This window comes from Anaerosporomusa subterranea (genome assembly GCF_001611555.1).
Lineage (GTDB): Bacteria > Bacillota > Negativicutes > Sporomusales > Acetonemataceae > Anaerosporomusa > Anaerosporomusa subterranea.
This window is the reverse complement of the sequence record NZ_LSGP01000025.1, coordinates 28,129-45,102: the sequence shown is the minus strand read 5'-3', so window position 1 is coordinate 45,102 and position 16,974 is coordinate 28,129. Positions and strand designations below refer to the sequence as shown.

Genomic DNA, 16,974 nt, shown 5'->3' with positions numbered 1-16,974 from the left:
GGCTGCATGAAGATTAATTTAAAATTTCCTGACGGACTATTCAGACTTTAATATACTGCATTATTGATTTGTTTTTAATGGTAATATTGTTGTAAACTATGTCTACAAAGTATATAGCTATTCTAGTACACGAGAAGGGAAGCTTATGCAAAAAATTCTTGACGGCTTGGTGAAATTCAGGCGGGGAGATTTTGAGATCCATCGGGAGCTTTTTCGGGGATTGAAATCAGAACAGCGGCCTCATACCCTGTTCATTTCTTGCGCAGATTCGCGGGTAGACCCCAATATGATCACTGACACCCTGCCTGGAGAGTTGTTCGGCATTCGCAATATTGCCAATCTGGTTCCCCCTTACCATGAAACATCTGAGTATATGGCGAGCATGTCGGCTATTGAATATGCGGTGCTTTCCCTCGAAGTAAAAAATATAATCGTTTGTGGACACTCAAACTGCGGAGGATGTGCCGCTTGTCTTAAGCCTTCGAATTTCTTGGATCATTTGCCTCACACACAGAAGTGGTTGGAGCTGGCCCATCCTGTCCGTGACCGCGTGCTAAAAGAAATTCCTGAGGATGATCCGGAAGCTCGGGAATGGATGATGGAACAAGCCAACGTGGTGGAACAACTAAAACACTTGATGACATATCCCTACATCCGTCAACATGTGATTTTGGAAAAATTGGCACTGAGCGGATGGCATTACATCATCGAGACGGGTGAGGTCTTCATTTACGACCGGAATGTAGGGGAGTTCTTGTTGGCTAATGGTTAGGAGTATCCCTTCTCGCTCTGACAATAGCAAGTGCCCGTAGTTTTTTAGGTAAATGTAGCGTTCAAGGAGGTATTGAGGTGAATTCACTGCAGAAAACAGTAGCTTTTCTTTTGGTGATTGGTTTTGAAAAGGGTAGTAAGGTCATGGATTTGATGGATAGTGATGAAGTTAAAAATATTATTCCTGAATTTGGTAATATTTCAGGGCTTTTGCCAAACGTACAGGAGAACGTCTGGCGTGAATTTGTGCAATTGGGCTATAAAGCTGAGATGAATCCTGTGGAAACGCTTTATGTCCTTCGACAATTATTTAATGGCGGCAAAATTAGCGATAAAAAGAATAAGAGATATTGGCTAGCTTGATGGGCTTGTCGTTAAGTCGATGGGCTGATACTCCTGACTGTAACGCCCCAGAATTTCTTCACATAATTACAGAACTATAAAGTGCCCAACCTTCGCTTATGGCATGAAGTTGGGCACTTAGTTCTTCTACTATTTAGAAACTGTTATTAGGATTCGGTAGGATACTTTAAACATTTTTTTCTCCATGGTATCTTTCTCCGCCCGCATCGGGGAGTAGAGCGTAGCGTTCCGTCCACAGGGTTTTATATTTGACCGCCTGGGCATGGATGCTGTTCAGTTCATCGGGAACTTGTCTAATAACCTTACCGGGAATTCCTACAACCAATGAATGTGGGGGTACAATTTGACCCTCTCGTACAACAGCTCCCGCCGCGATAATGCTGCCACGCCCTACGACGGCGTTGTTGAGGACGATAGCTCCCATTCCTATTAAACAATGGTCTTCAATTGTCGCACCATGGATAATACAGTTGTGACCAACTGTGACAAAATCCCCGATAATGGTAGTGCAATCATCTGCCACATGGAGAACGCTGTTGTCCTGGACATTAGAGTAGCGTCCAAGTTCAATCCGATTAACGTCTCCTCTTGCCACAGAGTTAAACCAAATACTGCTGAATTCTTTCATCGTAACTTTACCGATAACCCTTGCTCCTTCAGCAACAAAGCTTTTTTTATCAATAGTAGGTTGGACACCTTCAAATATCATTATATCTCCTCCAAGTTACTGATTGGCCCTTGCCACCCCTGATTGTTTGGCCGCTTCCGCAACAGCTTTAGCAACAATACAGGGAATTTTCGTGTTGAGAGGCTCTGGGAATATATGATCTGCTTTGAGTTCACTTGCGGGAACGCTGTTTGCAACTGCTATGGCAGCGGCAAGACACATAGCTTGATTGATATCACTTGCTCTTACTGATAACGCACCCTTAACGATACCGGGGAACGCGACTACATTATTGACCATATTGGGAAAATCAGCGCGTCCTGTTCCTACCACTGCAGCTCCTCCAACTTTGGCCTCATCGGGGAATATTTCAGGCTCAGGATTAGCCATGGCAAAGATGATAGCGCTTTTACTCATAGTGGAGACCATTTCCTTTGTTACTAAACGTGGTCTCGACACACCGACGAGTACATCAGCGTCAATTAGGGCATCAGCAAGCTTCCCGGAAATATTGGAAGGGTTTGTTATCTGAGCGATTTCTCTATGCCCATCGTTTAACATCGTTCCGGGTTCTTGTCTGTTAATAATACCTTCTTTATCAACCATAAGAATATGCTCTACTCCAAGCAGCTTTGCAATGGCAATTCCAGCTGCGCCTGCGCCATTAATTACAATTCTGCTTTCTGTTAAATCTTTGCCGACAACCTTGTGCGCATTGATTAATCCGGCTAATACACATACAGCCGTACCGTGCTGGTCGTCATGAAAAACTGGTATATCCAGCTCACGCTTTAATCTCGCTTCGATCTCAAAACACTTGGGAGAAGCAATGTCTTCGAGATTGATCGCCCCAAAAGTTGGAGACAGGTATTTAACTGTCTTAATGATTTCTTCCGTATCTTGCGTATCCAAACAGATGGGGAAGGCATCTACGCCCGCTAGATTCTTGAATAGGAGTGCTTTGCCTTCCATAACGGGGATAGCAGCTTTCGGCCCGATATTCCCTAACCCTAATACAGCAGACCCGTCTGAAATAACTGCCACCATGTTTCCCTTTGCAGTGTAGTCATAGACTGCTTGCTGATCGATGGCTATACGCCTGCACGGCTCAGCCACACCCGGGCTATATAATAAACCTAAGTCCTCTTGATTTACAGCCGTCATCTTAGTTGCTACTGTTATTTTTCCTCGCATCTGTTTATGGAGCATAAGAGATTTTTCATATATGTCCACTAAACATCACCCCTTGACATTAGATTATTTGACTAGATTCCCTGCGGATGTGAGTACCTTAATGGTTTCAACCATAACTTCTTCCATGATCTGCGCCGTTGGCTTGGTCTCGTTCAGTCTATTTAGACTTTGACCAACCTGGACTAATCCATTTTCAACATCTCCATCAACTGCTGCCAATTTATTCGTCCCGGCAGCGAGATTATTTAATATCTCTTGCGGAGCACCGCTTGTTTCAAGTTCCAGGAATTTTTCAGTGAACTTATTTCTCACGCCTCTAACTCCGTGACCGCGAGAATAGCCGGTTACTACGGAATCTACATCAGAAGCCGCAATGATACGCTGCTTAGCATGCTGGTGAAGGGTACATTCTTCAGTCAACAGAAACCGTGAGCCCATTTGAACGCCAGAGGCACCCATGATTAATGCAGCAGCTACACCCCTTCCGTCCACGATACCGCCAGCAACAATTACCGGTATGGATATTTCAGGAATGACGTTGGTGAGCAGCGCCATAGTCGTTAGTGTACCGATATGACCGCCGGCTTCCATGCCTTCAATTACTATAGCATCAGCACCGGCAGATTCTACTCTTTTTGCAAGTTTGACATTAGGAATGACCGGAATCACTTTTATGCCTACTTGATGGAACTTTTTTAAAAAGGGTACTGGATTTCCCGCGCCTAATGTAACAAATGCTACCTTCTCCTGGCAGATGACTTCAACAACTTCATCTTTATTTGGGGCCATTAGCATCACATTCACGCCAAACGGCTTATTTGTCAGCGACTTAGTCTTACGGATTTCATCTCGAACCCAATCTGCAGATCGTCCGCCTGAAGCGATGATGCCAGCGCCACCGGAGTTGGAGACAGCCGATGTCAAGTTAGCCTCTGAAACCCAGGCCATGCCTCCTTGAATAATAGGATATTTAATTCCGAGTAAGTTTGTCAGTCTCGTCTCCATACAGTATTCTCCTCTCTTGTTGTAGCCTCACTCCTTTATTCTATCCGAAGTTTGGGAGGAACTAAAATACAGGTTCTTTATGTTATAATAAAAGGAATATATCGTAGAGGGAGATTCAGGGATGGATTTAAGACAGCTAGAGTATTTCCGGATGGTATGCCGACTAAACAATATGACACGAGCTGCGGAGCGGCTCCATGTGGCCCAGCCAGCTATTTCAGTGGCGATTCAGAAGCTGGAGGAAGAGCTAGGTGTGCTACTTTTTGAACGTAGTCAGAAGCAGTTCACATTGACAGCAGAGGGGCGAGTTTTCCTTGAAAGAGCAGAAGAACTGCTAAATAAAGCTCAAGACGCAATACTTGAAATGCATGAGTACCGCGAGTTAAGGAAAGGATCACTGAAGCTTGGTGTTCCACCAATGATTGGATCATTTCTATTCCCGCATATTTTTGCTGGTTTTAAACAGCTCTATCCTTCTATTCAGCTAAAAGTAATTGAAGAAGGATCTTTAGCAGTTCGGAAGCTACTTGAGCAGGATGAGGTGGACCTAGGTATTGTCATCGTATCTGATCCATCGCCTCTCCTTAGCATTCAGCCTATTGCTGGTGGAGAAATCCTCCTTTGCGTATCACCTGACCATCACCTTTCCGAACTAGAGACGATCGGATTTGAAAACCTAAGGGATGAACCTTTTATACTGCTTAAAGAGGATACTTACCATCGCCAGATAATTGTGAGCGAGTGTAAGCAACACGGGTTTGAACCTAATGTCTTATTATCATCGAGTCAGATTGAGACTATAAGAGGCCTTGTATCCAAGGGGGTTGGCATATCTTTTCTACTGGATGTTATAGCCCGAAAAGATGGTCAAATTCACTGTTTGCACCTTGCGGATCCCATCCATATCACGATTGGTTTAGCGTGGAAAAAGGATAGATATTTATCCAAAGCGGCACAATCTTTTGTTGATTTTATGAAGACTTTGGCCTAACGGAGTAAAGATACCCCTTTCGGGGAAAACAGTTAACGTTCCGGTAATGTCCGGTCAAGGTACGGCCGACCATCACCTGTTACATAAGGGCATTATCCGATGTCATCGTCAGTGCTAAAATGACCTCATATGGATGGCAAGCGGGTTCGTGTTCACATTTTCGTACTTGTCATCAGTTGGTATTGCAACTATTTATGGGCACAATTCACGCAACATAGTAAACAACGGTCAAAGTGTGAGAAAAGGTCAAGTTATTGCTTATTTGGGCAATACGGAGAGAAGTACAGGTCCACATGTTCATTATGAAGTCAGAGTAAACGGCGCCGCTGTTGATCCAATTAGTTTTATGGTTCTATATTAAGTGACGGGATACAAAAGTGAGTATGCATTTTACTGAATATATGTTACAATTTATTTGATATTCGGGTGAGCTGTCTGAGATTGAATGATCCCATTCTTTCTTGCGGCAAACCATGGGTAAAATGATTAACAAAGTATCGTTCTAATTGCATGAGGGTTAGTCCCGAATGAGAAGGCGAGAGAATAGGTGTAATATAGGGAAAGAGCATAATTGTGCGGCTCTCCTTACTTATTAGCATTCTATCCTTGTGCCTTTTTGGCCACAAGGATTTTTATTTTGAGGGGAGAGGACTTTTCTAATGGAAACAAGGATTGCGCTAATGGCAATTGTGGTTGAAAACAAGGATTCTATCAAAAAGCTTAATGACACTCTTCACGAATATGGAGAACATATTGTAGGTAGGATGGGAATTCCCTATCCAAAACGGAATATTTCAGTAATCAGCATTGTAATGGATGCTCCCAACGATATTATCAGCGCTCTCTCTGGCAAGTTAGGAATGATTCCCCACATCAATATTAAAACGGTGTATTCTAAGCTATCTTCAATCGAAGATAATAAATAATTATTAAGAAGGAGCCTTAAAATGTATAATTGTAAGTCGAAAATTGCCACCGAATTTATTGATGACCAAGAAATTTTGGATTCGCTTGCATTTGCTGATAAAAACAAAAGTAACCGTGAACTAATCAACCGCATTTTGGAACGGGCTAAGGATTGCAAAGGTCTGACTCATCGTGAAGCAGCGGTACTTCTAGAGTGTAATTTAGAAGATGAGAATGAAAAAATGATGTCCTTGGCAAAAGAAATCAAGCAAAAGATTTATGGAAACCGCATTGTCATGTTCGCACCTTTATATCTTTCTAACTATTGTGTAAACGGGTGCGTATACTGCCCCTATCATCATAATAACAAAAATATTTCTCGCAAGAAGCTTTCACAGGAGGATATTGCGCGTGAGGTAATCGCTTTACAGGACATGGGGCATAAGCGTCTGGCTTTGGAAACCGGAGAAGACCCTATTAACAATCCTATCGAATATGTATTGGAAAGTATCAAAACCATTTACAGCATAAAACATAAAAATGGTGCTATTCGCCGGGTTAATGTCAATATTGCCGCAACAACTGTGGAAAACTATCGTAGACTAAAGGAAGCCGGTATTGGCACCTATATTCTTTTTCAAGAAACTTATAATAAAAAAGCCTATGAAGAGCTGCACCCCACCGGACCAAAGAGCGACTATGCCTACCATACCGAAGCGATGGACCGTGCAATGGAAGCTGGAATTGACGATGTAGGCATTGGTGTTTTATTTGGTTTAAATATGTACCGCTATGACTTTATTGGTATGCTTATGCATGCTGAACACTTAGAGGCGGCTATGGGAGTTGGCCCGCACACCATCAGCGTTCCGCGGATTCGTCCGGCGGATGATATTAACCCCGAAGACTTTAGCAATGCTATTTCTGATGATATATTTGCTAAAATAGTAACTGTACTTCGTATTGCAGTTCCATACACCGGCATGATTGTTTCCACTCGTGAATCGAAAAAAACTCGTGAGCGTGTGCTTCAATTAGGTATATCCCAGATCAGCGGCGGTTCCAGTACCAGCGTTGGCGGCTATGTTGAACCGGAAGCGGAAGATGATAACTCGGCGCAGTTTGACATAAATGATCGACGGACTCTGGATGAAATTGTGAATTGGCTATTGACCTTGGGCTACATTCCCAGCTTCTGTACTGCTTGCTATCGCGAAGGACGTACAGGAGACCGCTTTATGAGTCTGGCGAAATCAGGCCAGATTGTAAACTGCTGTCAACCAAACGCACTGATGACGCTCAAAGAATATTTAGAAGACTATGCTTCTGCAGATACTAAGGCAAAGGGGGAAGCCGTAATTGCCAACGAAATTCCCCGCATTACCAATGAGAAGGTTCGCGCAATTGCCGTGGAGCATCTGTCTGAGCTTACAGATGGAAAACGTGACTTTCGCTTCTAACATTGCAGGTATGTTGCTGTGTATTTATTATAGCGTCGAAGGCTTGTGGTGCAAGGAACGGAGCACTAGCATCACTAAGGACATCCGTTTTGTGTCGCTCGCGTATCGCTAATTCGTTGGTGTTCATTATACCCTTAAGCACCTTAATCTTTTAATAAGCCTAACGTATGGCGTAAATACCCATTGACGAAAGAATAAGTTGAATTGTATAATTTTATTGTATACAATAGGTACACTAATTGGATTCAATAAAGAAGGTAGGGGAACAACTTGTCTGAAGTAGTTTCCAGTGCGGGGAAGACTTCCTTAAGCGACCTAGCGCATAATACGTTGAAAAACATGTTGTTGAATTTGGAGCTTCGTCCTGGCAGTCCCATCACTGAAATTCAACTGATGGAGACCCTTGGCATGAGCCGCACTCCCATCCGTCAAGCCTTGCATCGGCTCGAGCAGGAGGGCTTTGTCAACCTTACGCCGCGTAAAGGGTGGTTTGTCGCAGATATATCCTTAAGGGACATTCAGGAGATATTTGTTGTTAGGGAGGCTCTGGAAGGGATTGCTGCTCGACTTGCCGCTGAATCGATTACAGATGATGTTCTGCGCGAGTTAAACGAATATATGGTAAGGGTTTCATCAGCTACTGCGCCTGATGGACAGGAAGCTGTTGATCCAGGCGATATTTTGCATGATCAGATTTTTGCGGCTGTAGACAATAAACAAATGAATCGAGTTCTTGGTCTATACGGCGATCATTTAAGACGGTTTCATATCATGGCGATTCGTTTGCCTGGACGGGCGCTCTTGTCCTACCAGGAGCACTGCGAAATTCTGCAAGCGCTTACAAAACGTGATGGCGAGGGAGCGGAACAGGCAATGCGTAATCATATACGCAGCAGCAAACGCAGCCTATTTGAAGCAATAGTCAATGAACGAGTCGTTTGGTAGGCACTTCATTATACAAATGCAAGGAGAGGGACTATGAAAATAATTGATGTAAAGACACACGTGCTGTCCACTCCGCTTGACGAACCTTTTGCCTTTTCTATGGGCTGGGTAAAAAAGCGAGGCACGATGATCGTTGAACTGATTACCGATGAGGGGATAACTGGCTGGGGGGAATCACTTTGCCACGGGCTGCAGCCGCCTGAAATCGCTGAAACCATCGTCCAAGCAGCATTAAAGCCGATTATTGTGGGACAAGATCCCTTCGATGTCGATGTGTTGTGGGAGCGTATGTATAACCTGACGCGTCCGTTTGGGCAGAAGGGAGCTGTACCCAATGCCATTAGTGCAGTGGATATCGCCATCTGGGACTGTCTTGGCCGCGCAACAGGCAAACCTGTGCATAAACTGCTTGGCGGTGCTTATCGCAGTGAGGTGAGGCCTTATGCTACTGGTTTTTACCGAGTAGAGGATAAGAAATATCCAGAGGCCGCTGTTGAAGAGGCCAAAATGCATCGTTCCAAAGGTTTTACGGCAATGAAGCTGAAAACTGGCTTCGGCGTGGAAGAAGATATTCGCTATATCTGGGGCGTCAGAGAAGGAATTGGTCCTGATATCAGGCTGATGCTTGACGCCAATCACGCCTATAACGTATCGTCGGCTAGAAAAATCCTTAAAGCTGTCGAGGATGCGGATATTTATTGGTTTGAGGAGCCTATTTCCCCTGAGGATATCGATGGCTACCGAGAACTAAAGAATTTAACGAACATCTACTTGGCTGCCGGCGAGAATGAGTTCACAAAGATCGGCTTCCGCGAATGGATTAGTAAGCGAGCGGTCGATATTTTGCAACCTGATCTTTGCTCTGCCGGTGGATTCACTGAATGCCGCAAAATATCTGCGCTGGCTCAGGCATGGCATATGACGCTAATTCCTCACGTCTGGGCATCGGGTATCGGCTTAGCTGCGTCGTTGCAGTTTTTGGCCACAGTGCCGCCTGCACCGCTTGCGCTTAACCCCATTGAACCAATGCTTGAATATGATCAGTCATCTCATCCCTTCCGCCAAGACCTTATCTTTAACGCAATTAACATGGAAAACGGCATGGTTAAGATTCCCACCGGCCCTGGTCTCGGTGTTGAAATCAACCGGGAGGTCATCGAACGTTATGAAGTCAAACGGTAAAGCACGGAGAGTCGGATGATGAAGAAAGTTATTGTCTTTGGTGTTGACGGACTGACGATGCCATTGTTGCGGCGTTTCGTTGATGAAGGAATTTTACCCAATATCGCGGCGATGTTTAAGGCTGGGGCCTCAGCAGAATTACTGCCGTTTATCTCAGCGTGGGGAGATGTCAACTGGGTTAGTTTCCTATCCGGGCAGTGTCCGGGGACGGCTTGGATTGGTCAGACAATGCCGCCGGATAATCACAAGACGCACAATTTGTTATCTTTGCTGGAAAAGGCGGGACGACGGACGGCTCTGGTCCATTTCCCCGAAAGCGTTTCTGGCAAAGCCCCTCATTTCGAATTCGCACCATTCTGGGGACGATCAGAAGCTTCACCCTATGAATTGTGTTCGTCCGCGATTCATACCACCCGCTATGATGAGCGGACTGCAAAAAAACAAGGAAAAAAGCAGAAGTTGGGATGGCCGCCTACCTCAGCGTTGGCCTATCACAACAAGGGCTCCTGGCGACCAATTGTCACTACAGAAGGGGAGTATCGGCTGAAGCTTGAGGGCTCGGGAGCTGTATTGACACTGACGGCTCGACCGGATGCAGATGGCCTTGCTCTTCAAGTCGATAAAGAAACGGTTGTATTGCGCATAGGACAATGGAGTCAATGGGTGCCGCTGCGTTTAGGCGATAAAATCGGCATGGGGCGTTTCTGGCTGGCGCAATATGATCGTGAACTCGGCGATGTAGAGATCATTCAAAGTCAGGTAATGCACTTAGAGGGGCTGTCTAATGATCCGGCGCTGGAAAAGGACCTAATTAACCAACTTGGGCCCTTCATCAGCAAATGGACGGCCAAGGTTGCCCCGGCCGAAGACTATCGGACATCGGCCTACCAAGAGGGAGAGTATCAGTCGTTTTGGTTAGCTGATTCTGCAGTAAAGTTAACGCGTGACTATAATATTTCTCTTTGGGCCACGGTACATAGATTGGTTGATGAATCGCACCACAACTGTCTAGGACAGTACGATCCTGCATCGCCGTTTTATAATTCGGAGCAAGCGGACATCTATGGAAATGTTATGCGAGAATGTTACCGAATATTGGATCGGACGATCGGGCGCATCATGGCGGGAATGGATGACGACACAACACTGTTCTTAGCCTCTGATCATGGTGCAGTACCAAACTCATATATGTGTGATATCTATCGCTATCTAGAAAAATGGGGCCTGGTCGAACTACGCTCAGACGGCAGTGTCATCCTGGAAAAAAGCAAAGTCTTTTTGAAGGATGAGAGAGGCGGCTTGGAGATTTACGTTAACCTTGAAGGCCGTGACTCAACCGGAATCGTCTCGCGTCAGTACTATGAGCCAGTTAGAGATTTAGTTCTTCACGCGCTCGGCAATTGGCATGTGAAGGAAAATGGCACGATTCGCAATGCAGTAGCTGTAGCGTTAAAGAAAGAAGACGCGATGGGTATCGGTTACTGGGGGCCGCATGCAGGCGATATTATATTCGCTTACGATACAGGTTTCGTTTGGGGAGTCAGTGCTAGCGGCGAGGACGTTTGTTCGATAGAGATACCTGGTGCCAACCATGGGCCGCAGAAACCGACAGCTGAAACAAATGTATCTTCAAATTATGGCGTCTTACTAGCGTATGGATCAGGGATTCGATGCGGATATTACCATGATAAAACCGTTCAAGGCTCATACCGCATGGTGGACCCCGCAGCGACAATCGCGCATCTGCTTGGACTGAAGCACGCTTCACTTGATGGGGTAGTCATGAATGATCTCCTCACTGAAGACGAGGTGGCGCGTTGAATAGTTTCACCAATCCCTATTTCACGCCAATCGAAGCAGCTGGGTTTAGCATTGATGAATATGCTCCGGCGGAGTTTACTAGCTCAGACAAAGTGGGCAGAGACCTAATCGAGCAGGCTCTCGCTGCGCCGATCGGATCGCCTACATTAGAAAGCGCGGTTCGGCCAAGGGATCGAGTCGTTATCGTCGTAGACGATCTATCGCGGACCACTCCGGTACGCGAGATTCTGCCCTTGGTTTTGAAACGTTTGCACGAGGCCGGAACCATAAAGGAAAATATCGAAATTCTTATTGCTTTAGGGACGCATCGTCCGATGAGCGAGCAAGAGATGGCTGAACGCCTCGGGGCTCAGATCTGCCGTGATTATGCTGTCTATAATCATGCGTGGGGGGATCCAAATAGTTTGATACTGACAGGAGAAACTTCATCAGGTCTTCCTGTTTGGTTGAACAAACGATTGCTTAGCGCAGATTACATTATTGGTATCGGGCATATCGTGCCACATCGAGTGGCGGGTTTCAGTGGTGGTGGGAAGATTATCCAACCAGGGGTCAGTGGCCCGGCGACAACAGGACAGACTCATTGGATGAGCGCCTATTATCATGCATCCGAAATCCTCGGTCAGGCTGATAATCCTGTACGGCAGCAGATTGAGGAAGTGGCGCTAGCAGCTGGCTTACGGTTTATTGTTAATGTTGTGCAGGATCGGCGCGGTCGTTTAGTTGGCGTGTTCGCCGGCCATCCGATAGAGGCCCACCGTGTAGGCTGCCGTCTAGCAGAGTCAGTCTATGGAGTGAAAGTTAAACGGCGGACTGACATCGTCATCGCTGAGTCAGTCCCGTCGGAGTTGGATCTATGGCAGGCAACAAAGGCGCTGCAAGCGGCGTCGATTGTGGTTAAGCCAGGCGGTGCCATCGTTCTCTTAGCAGAGTGCCCGGAGGGGATATCCCGCTCGCATGGTGATTTAATCCGGCAATACGGCTTTCGTCCACTACACCAAGTAAAGGGACTAGTCAAGGACGGCTGCATCAATGACCTGAATGTAGCCTCCTATCTGGCGAGGGTAGGAAATGTGATAGCTAGGACACCTACTTGGCTAGTCAGCCGGGGAATTAGTCCAGAGGAAGCGGCAAGTATTGGCTTTCGCTCAGCAGTATCACCTAGCGACGCTCTGGCACAGGCCTCTGTCGGCCGCGGCGTTACTTTGTCAATTCTGTGGCATGGCGGCGAGATTTTGCCTTTGGTAGAGAATGAAAGTATGGAGGGGTAACAATGAAGAAGCGTAGTATATGGGCTTCACTGACGGTATTGGTATTAGCGGGTGCACTAGTGACCGGCTGCGGCGGCAAGAAAGCTGCCGATAATACTGCGAAGACAAATTTCCCAACCAAAGAAATTAGCCTTGTTAGCGGTTACGCACCAGGCGGATCAAGCGACCTGATCGACCGCGCATTAGCGCAGGCAATGGAAAAAAATCTATCAAAACCGGTCATTGTCGTTAATCGCGAAGGGGCAAACGGAACTGTATCATTGGCTGAAGTAGCAAAAAATAAGGCAGACGGATATACGCTGGTACATGGAGTGAGTGGGCATTTCCTGACCGAACCTCTGATTAACAAAGGGGTTCGTTACAAACAGGAAGACTTCGAGTTTCTAATGAATCTGACTACCGAACCAATTGTGCTGACAGTTAGCGCCAATTCTCCATATAAGACTTGGGATGATTTGGTCAAGGCATCCAAAGAGAAGGACATTGTAATGCGTTACAGTACGTCCGGTATGGGAAGCCTCGTTCAACTCAGCGCTGCTCATATCTTCCAGCAGGGCGGTATCAAAGCACAGCCTGTGCCCTTTAAAGGCGGCGCGCCTGCTGTTGCTGCTATCTTAGGCGGACATGTCGAGGTTGGTACATCTCACCCTGCCGAAGTTCTACCACACATCAAGGCAGGAAAACTGATTCCTATTATTATTTCCTCAGCCACCCGTTTTAGTGAACTACCTGACACGCCGACTATGAAGGAAAAAGGATTCGATGTCGACTTAGGAGTTAAAAAATTCATCATGGCTCCAAAAGGTCTTCCGGCTAATGTTAAACAGACTCTGACAGAATCTATCCGCAAAGCAATTGATGATGCTGAATTTAAAAAGAAAATGGCCGATCTGCACATTATGATTGAGGTCATGGATGCTCAGCAACTTGAAAATTATATTAATACACAAAAACCGATAATTAAAAAGCTTGTGGACGAATTGCCGAAGGCAGCGCCGAAACAATAAGCAGCCTGAAAGGGCGGTTAGACAATGATAATGAATAAAACAACACTTGGTTCAATCGGGATTGCCATAATATCCATCGTCTACCTGTGGGAGGCTAACCGCCTCCCCGTCGGTTCGACGGCCGCCCCGGATATTGGTTACGTGCCGTGGCTTATTGGCTGGATTTCACTGGGATTGTCTGTGTTATTAGTGCTTAACGTTTGGCTGGCAGAACGTTCAACTGAGGCCGCAAACACCCATACTGTAGACGAAGGAGTAGGTCCTGGTCCATGGATTATCGCAGCCGGCATACTAGTCTATCCGGTTTTTCTGGACAACCTGGGTTTCATTGTTGGCACGACGCCACTAATGTACGTCAGTTTGCTGGTGATGGGATATAGACGACGCTGGGCGGCTTTGGGGATTGCTATATTGATGACCGGTATTGCGTATTATCTGTTTTCGCAGTGGTTAGGGGTTCAGTTCCCGACGGGTTTATTCGGATGGTAAGGAGGTAGGCTGTGGAAAATTTATTATACGGATTTTCAGTCGCGCTGACGCCGGAAAATTTATTATTCGGCCTCCTCGGCGCGTTCCTTGGTACGTTAGTAGGGGTACTGCCTGGAATTGGCCCCGTCGGTTCAATGGCTCTGCTGTTGGGACTCACCTATAACCTGCCTCCGGTAACGGCTATTATTACTTTTGCCGGTATCTATTATGGCTCGATGTATGGCGGATCGACAACGTCAATATTGGTTAATATCCCAGGCGAGTCCAGCTCAGTAGTGACCGCTATGGATGGATACCAGATGGCGCGCAAGGGGCGCGGCGGTGCTGCTCTTTTCATTGCTGCGATAGGTTCCTTTGTCGCCGGAACTTTCGGATTGATAATGCTTTCCTTGCTAGCGCCGCAGTTGGCTGAGCTAGCGCTCAAATTTGGACCGCCTGAGTATTTTAGCATTGCGGTTTTTGGTTTAATTGTATTATGTCAGTTAAATGGTCAAGGATTGATTAAGTCAATGGTGATGGTGGCCGTTGGCTTGATGGTAGGGACGATAGGGCTTGACATTTTCACTGGTCAGCAACGAATGACATTTGGCATTGGTGCGCTTGAACAGGGAGTTGACTTTGTGCCGGTTGCGATGGGACTGTTCGGAATCGCCGAGGTGCTAGAGGCTGCCGAACGGAAACTTCTGGAACATCAGGAAGTTATCAAGGTTAAGTTCCGTGAACTATTGCCTAATAGGTCAGAGCTTACTCGCTCAGCCGGACCGGTAGCGAGGGGTTCCTTGCTTGGCTTCATCGTCGGTCTGGTCCCCGGGCCTGCGGCAGTTATCTCCACCTTCATTTCCTATACCCTGGAGAGAAAACTCAGCAAAACCCCAGAGGAATTTGGTAAAGGAGCGCCGGAAGGAGTTGCTGGACCTGAGTCGGCCAATAATTCGGCAGCTGTTGGGGCATTTGTACCTGTCTTGTCGCTCGGTATTCCGTTCGCTCCACCGACTGCGCTCTTGTTATCTGCTATGATGATCCACGGCATTACGCCCGGACCGCTGCTGGTGACGGAGCATCCGGATGTATTTTGGGGAGTTATCGCCAGCATGTACATCGGCAATGTAATGCTGCTTGCGCTTAATCTGCCGATGGTTAGTCTCTTTGTTCAGGTACTGCGTGTGCCGCTGAAGTTTTTGATGCCGTCGGTGTTACTCTTATGTGTTGTCGGCGCGTTTGCCATTAATAACTCATTGGCCGATTTAGTCATCATGGCGGTGGCAGGCATTGCAGGCTATGCATTGCGCAAATTGGACTTTCCTCCGGCGCCGCTGGTATTGGCGTTAGTTATCGGTCCAATGCTTGAGGATTCGTTTCGGCAGTCACTGATGATGTCGCGGGGAGATTTCAGCGTATTTTTCGCTAGTTCGATGTCAAAGGGATTAGGCCTATTAGCGGCTGCGGTCTTAATACTGCCGCTTCTATGGGGGATTGTAAAGAAACAAAAAAATAATGTGTTCAGACATGGAGAGCGCTGATTGTCATTGCATTCCGATGTTCTCATGAACCGAGAGGCCTCCTACCATGTAGGAACTCCACGGTTCGCTATAATGCAGTAAAATAAACCAGTACCGACTCCAGAAGGGCTCATCCCTGTATCAAGGAATGAGCCCTTCTTCTTCAATGTTAGAGATACCGATACTAGCCTATGATATGTCCAAAATATTGCTTGTCAATCTCTTGTAAAATAGAATGAATTTAATGTTAGATAACGCCAGGTTGTATAGTCTGGCGTTTTTGATGACTAGATTCTCTCCTTATCGCGGGTAGTGGACTGATTTGTAGTTGACATGGCATCTTGTTTGTTCGTGGCTTTTGAATCTTTGGCTTTGGCCTTTTGACGGCTATTGAACTGATCTAATGTTCTTCCACCCATGAAACCACCTCCTCAGTGTTAGACTTTCCTATTTTCCTTGCTTTATGCTGTCAAAACCAGCTCAACTAGATTGAGAGTGATGAATCATTCTGTCAAGAGTGAGCGGTTAAGGTGGTTGCTATTGCTAATATGTAGTTAATAGTATAAAATAAATATAAGGATAAAATTTTATAAATTGTTTATACTACAACAATAACCTAATTTATAAACAAGACATGGAAGTCTCCGGCTGCCGAAATACAGAATGGGAGACAGAGCTTTTGCAGTGGCATCCCACAATCCTATTCTGACCGTCTAGAACTGGTCGTACCCTGCGAACACAGTGTTCAAGTCGGGGGCGACCAGTTTTCACGACATAGGATTATTTTTTCAATCTGGAAGGAGAGATTAGAATGATTTATCCACCCTTAGATGTACTAATGGAAAAAGTTGATTGCAAATACACACTGGCGGTACTTTCTGCGAAACGGGCTCGTGAAATTATGAGCGGAGATCAACCGTTAACCGAAAGCCGGTCGAATAAACCGGTAACGATTGCCTTAGAAGAAATAGCTCAGGACAAGATTGGTTATCAACGGACCAAAACCGGCATAAAATAAATGGGACAAATTGCGGTAAGACTTTGTTATCCCGGTCGTACGACCGGGATAACACTATAATTGCTAGCACAGCAACTATGATTATCTGTGGAGGAATACATGAACGAATTACAGGATGAGGCCCAAAGTACATCAGAGAGAACGAACGTAATCGTCGACGAGGCTGTTGATTCGGATAGAAAGAAAAATATCGATGAAATGATTGAAGACTTTAAGAAGGCAAACCCTACGAAAAACCAAAAGAAGAGTTACCGAGGTGTCTTCTAGTTTGTGGAACTATGCATAAAAGAAGATCGTCGTTTATTTGGCGTTTTAGAGTTGGTCCATGTTTTCCTGCTTTACAGAACAAATGTATTGGACTATACTTAAGTCAAACATTTGTTCG

Annotated in this window: 19 protein-coding genes; 15 read left to right on the top strand and 4 right to left on the bottom strand. The window is 46.0% G+C overall.

All coding sequences use genetic code 11. The features are described from left to right. Positions 1–145 precede the first annotated feature (145 nt). Together AXX12_RS15155 and AXX12_RS15150 are read left to right on the top strand one after the other, a co-directional pair. Complete coding sequence (locus AXX12_RS15155; protein WP_066244581.1) at positions 146–772, top strand: carbonic anhydrase; 627 nt, start codon at positions 146–148, stop codon at positions 770–772. Between the two features lie 77 nt (positions 773–849). Further along, positions 850–1,134, top strand: a complete 285-nt coding sequence (locus tag AXX12_RS15150; protein WP_066244578.1) for a hypothetical protein — start codon at positions 850–852, stop codon at positions 1,132–1,134. Positions 1,135–1,300: 166 nt separating this feature from the next. Here AXX12_RS15150 and AXX12_RS15145 read toward each other — a convergent pair whose 3' ends face one another. The 3 genes from AXX12_RS15145 to AXX12_RS15135 are packed head-to-tail and all read right to left on the bottom strand — an operon-like array spanning position 1,301 to position 4,000. After that, a complete protein-coding gene (locus AXX12_RS15145; protein ID WP_066244577.1) occupies positions 1,301–1,843 on the bottom strand; it encodes a gamma carbonic anhydrase family protein in 543 nt (180 codons plus the stop codon). A 15-nt stretch (positions 1,844–1,858) separates the two neighbouring features. Then, complete coding sequence (locus tag AXX12_RS15140; protein WP_066244573.1) at positions 1,859–3,034, bottom strand: NAD(P)-dependent malic enzyme; 1,176 nt, start codon at positions 3,032–3,034, stop codon at positions 1,859–1,861. 24 nt (positions 3,035–3,058) lie between these two features. Further along, complete coding sequence (locus tag AXX12_RS15135; RefSeq protein WP_066244571.1) at positions 3,059–4,000, bottom strand: nitronate monooxygenase; 942 nt, start codon at positions 3,998–4,000, stop codon at positions 3,059–3,061. 121 nt (positions 4,001–4,121) lie between these two features. Between AXX12_RS15135 and AXX12_RS15130 the strand changes: the two genes are divergently transcribed. The 11 genes from AXX12_RS15130 (at position 4,122) to AXX12_RS15085 (ending at position 15,592) form a co-directional block, all read left to right on the top strand. After that, complete coding sequence (locus tag AXX12_RS15130; RefSeq protein ID WP_066244569.1) at positions 4,122–4,991, top strand: LysR family transcriptional regulator; 870 nt, start codon at positions 4,122–4,124, stop codon at positions 4,989–4,991. Between the two features lie 133 nt (positions 4,992–5,124). Next, complete coding sequence (locus AXX12_RS18880) at positions 5,125–5,352, top strand: M23 family metallopeptidase (protein ID WP_082816908.1); 228 nt, start codon at positions 5,125–5,127, stop codon at positions 5,350–5,352. A gap of 298 nt (positions 5,353–5,650) precedes the next feature. Continuing rightward, positions 5,651–5,917 (top strand): TM1266 family iron-only hydrogenase system putative regulator, encoded by a 267-nt coding sequence (locus tag AXX12_RS15125; protein ID WP_066244565.1) that lies wholly within the window; start codon positions 5,651–5,653, stop codon positions 5,915–5,917. 21 nt (positions 5,918–5,938) lie between these two features. Beyond that, the gene (gene hydG, locus AXX12_RS15120; RefSeq protein WP_066244562.1) at positions 5,939–7,357 is read left to right on the top strand and encodes a [FeFe] hydrogenase H-cluster radical SAM maturase HydG; all 1,419 of its coding nucleotides are present in this window, start codon (positions 5,939–5,941) and stop codon (positions 7,355–7,357) included. Positions 7,358–7,627: 270 nt separating this feature from the next. Continuing rightward, positions 7,628–8,302, top strand: coding sequence for a GntR family transcriptional regulator (locus tag AXX12_RS15115; protein ID WP_066244560.1), 675 nt, complete (start codon positions 7,628–7,630; stop codon positions 8,300–8,302). A 33-nt stretch (positions 8,303–8,335) separates the two neighbouring features. After that, the gene (locus tag AXX12_RS15110) at positions 8,336–9,484 is read left to right on the top strand and encodes a mandelate racemase/muconate lactonizing enzyme family protein (RefSeq protein WP_066244557.1); all 1,149 of its coding nucleotides are present in this window, start codon (positions 8,336–8,338) and stop codon (positions 9,482–9,484) included. A gap of 15 nt (positions 9,485–9,499) precedes the next feature. Further along, positions 9,500–11,305, top strand: a complete 1,806-nt coding sequence (locus AXX12_RS15105; RefSeq protein ID WP_082816907.1) for an alkaline phosphatase family protein — start codon at positions 9,500–9,502, stop codon at positions 11,303–11,305. Beyond that, the gene (locus tag AXX12_RS15100) at positions 11,302–12,576 is read left to right on the top strand and encodes a nickel-dependent lactate racemase family protein (protein WP_082816906.1); all 1,275 of its coding nucleotides are present in this window, start codon (positions 11,302–11,304) and stop codon (positions 12,574–12,576) included. The genes AXX12_RS15105 and AXX12_RS15100 overlap by 4 nt, the downstream gene beginning before the upstream one ends. 2 nt (positions 12,577–12,578) lie before the next feature. Next, positions 12,579–13,583, top strand: coding sequence for a tripartite tricarboxylate transporter substrate binding protein (locus AXX12_RS15095; RefSeq protein WP_066244553.1), 1,005 nt, complete (start codon positions 12,579–12,581; stop codon positions 13,581–13,583). Positions 13,584–13,607: 24 nt separating this feature from the next. Then, positions 13,608–14,072 carry a tripartite tricarboxylate transporter TctB family protein gene (locus AXX12_RS15090; RefSeq protein WP_066244551.1) on the top strand — a complete coding sequence of 155 codons (465 nt, stop codon included), beginning with the start codon at positions 13,608–13,610 and terminating at the stop codon, positions 14,070–14,072. 11 nt (positions 14,073–14,083) lie between these two features. After that, positions 14,084–15,592, top strand: a complete 1,509-nt coding sequence (locus tag AXX12_RS15085) for a tripartite tricarboxylate transporter permease (RefSeq protein ID WP_066244548.1) — start codon at positions 14,084–14,086, stop codon at positions 15,590–15,592. Between the two features lie 266 nt (positions 15,593–15,858). Here the strand turns inward: AXX12_RS15085 and AXX12_RS20035 are convergent, their stop codons facing one another. Beyond that, positions 15,859–15,990 carry a hypothetical protein gene (locus tag AXX12_RS20035; RefSeq protein ID WP_269448409.1) on the bottom strand — a complete coding sequence of 44 codons (132 nt, stop codon included), beginning with the start codon at positions 15,988–15,990 and terminating at the stop codon, positions 15,859–15,861. A 392-nt stretch (positions 15,991–16,382) separates the two neighbouring features. Between AXX12_RS20035 and rpoZ the strand changes: the two genes are divergently transcribed. Together rpoZ and AXX12_RS19435 are read left to right on the top strand one after the other, a co-directional pair. Beyond that, positions 16,383–16,589: a DNA-directed RNA polymerase subunit omega gene (gene rpoZ, locus AXX12_RS15080; RefSeq protein WP_066244545.1), complete on the top strand. Its 207-nt coding sequence runs from the start codon at positions 16,383–16,385 to the stop codon at positions 16,587–16,589. Positions 16,590–16,688: 99 nt separating this feature from the next. Continuing rightward, positions 16,689–16,856: a hypothetical protein gene (locus AXX12_RS19435; RefSeq protein WP_156478692.1), complete on the top strand. Its 168-nt coding sequence runs from the start codon at positions 16,689–16,691 to the stop codon at positions 16,854–16,856. Positions 16,857–16,974: the final 118 nt, after the last annotated feature.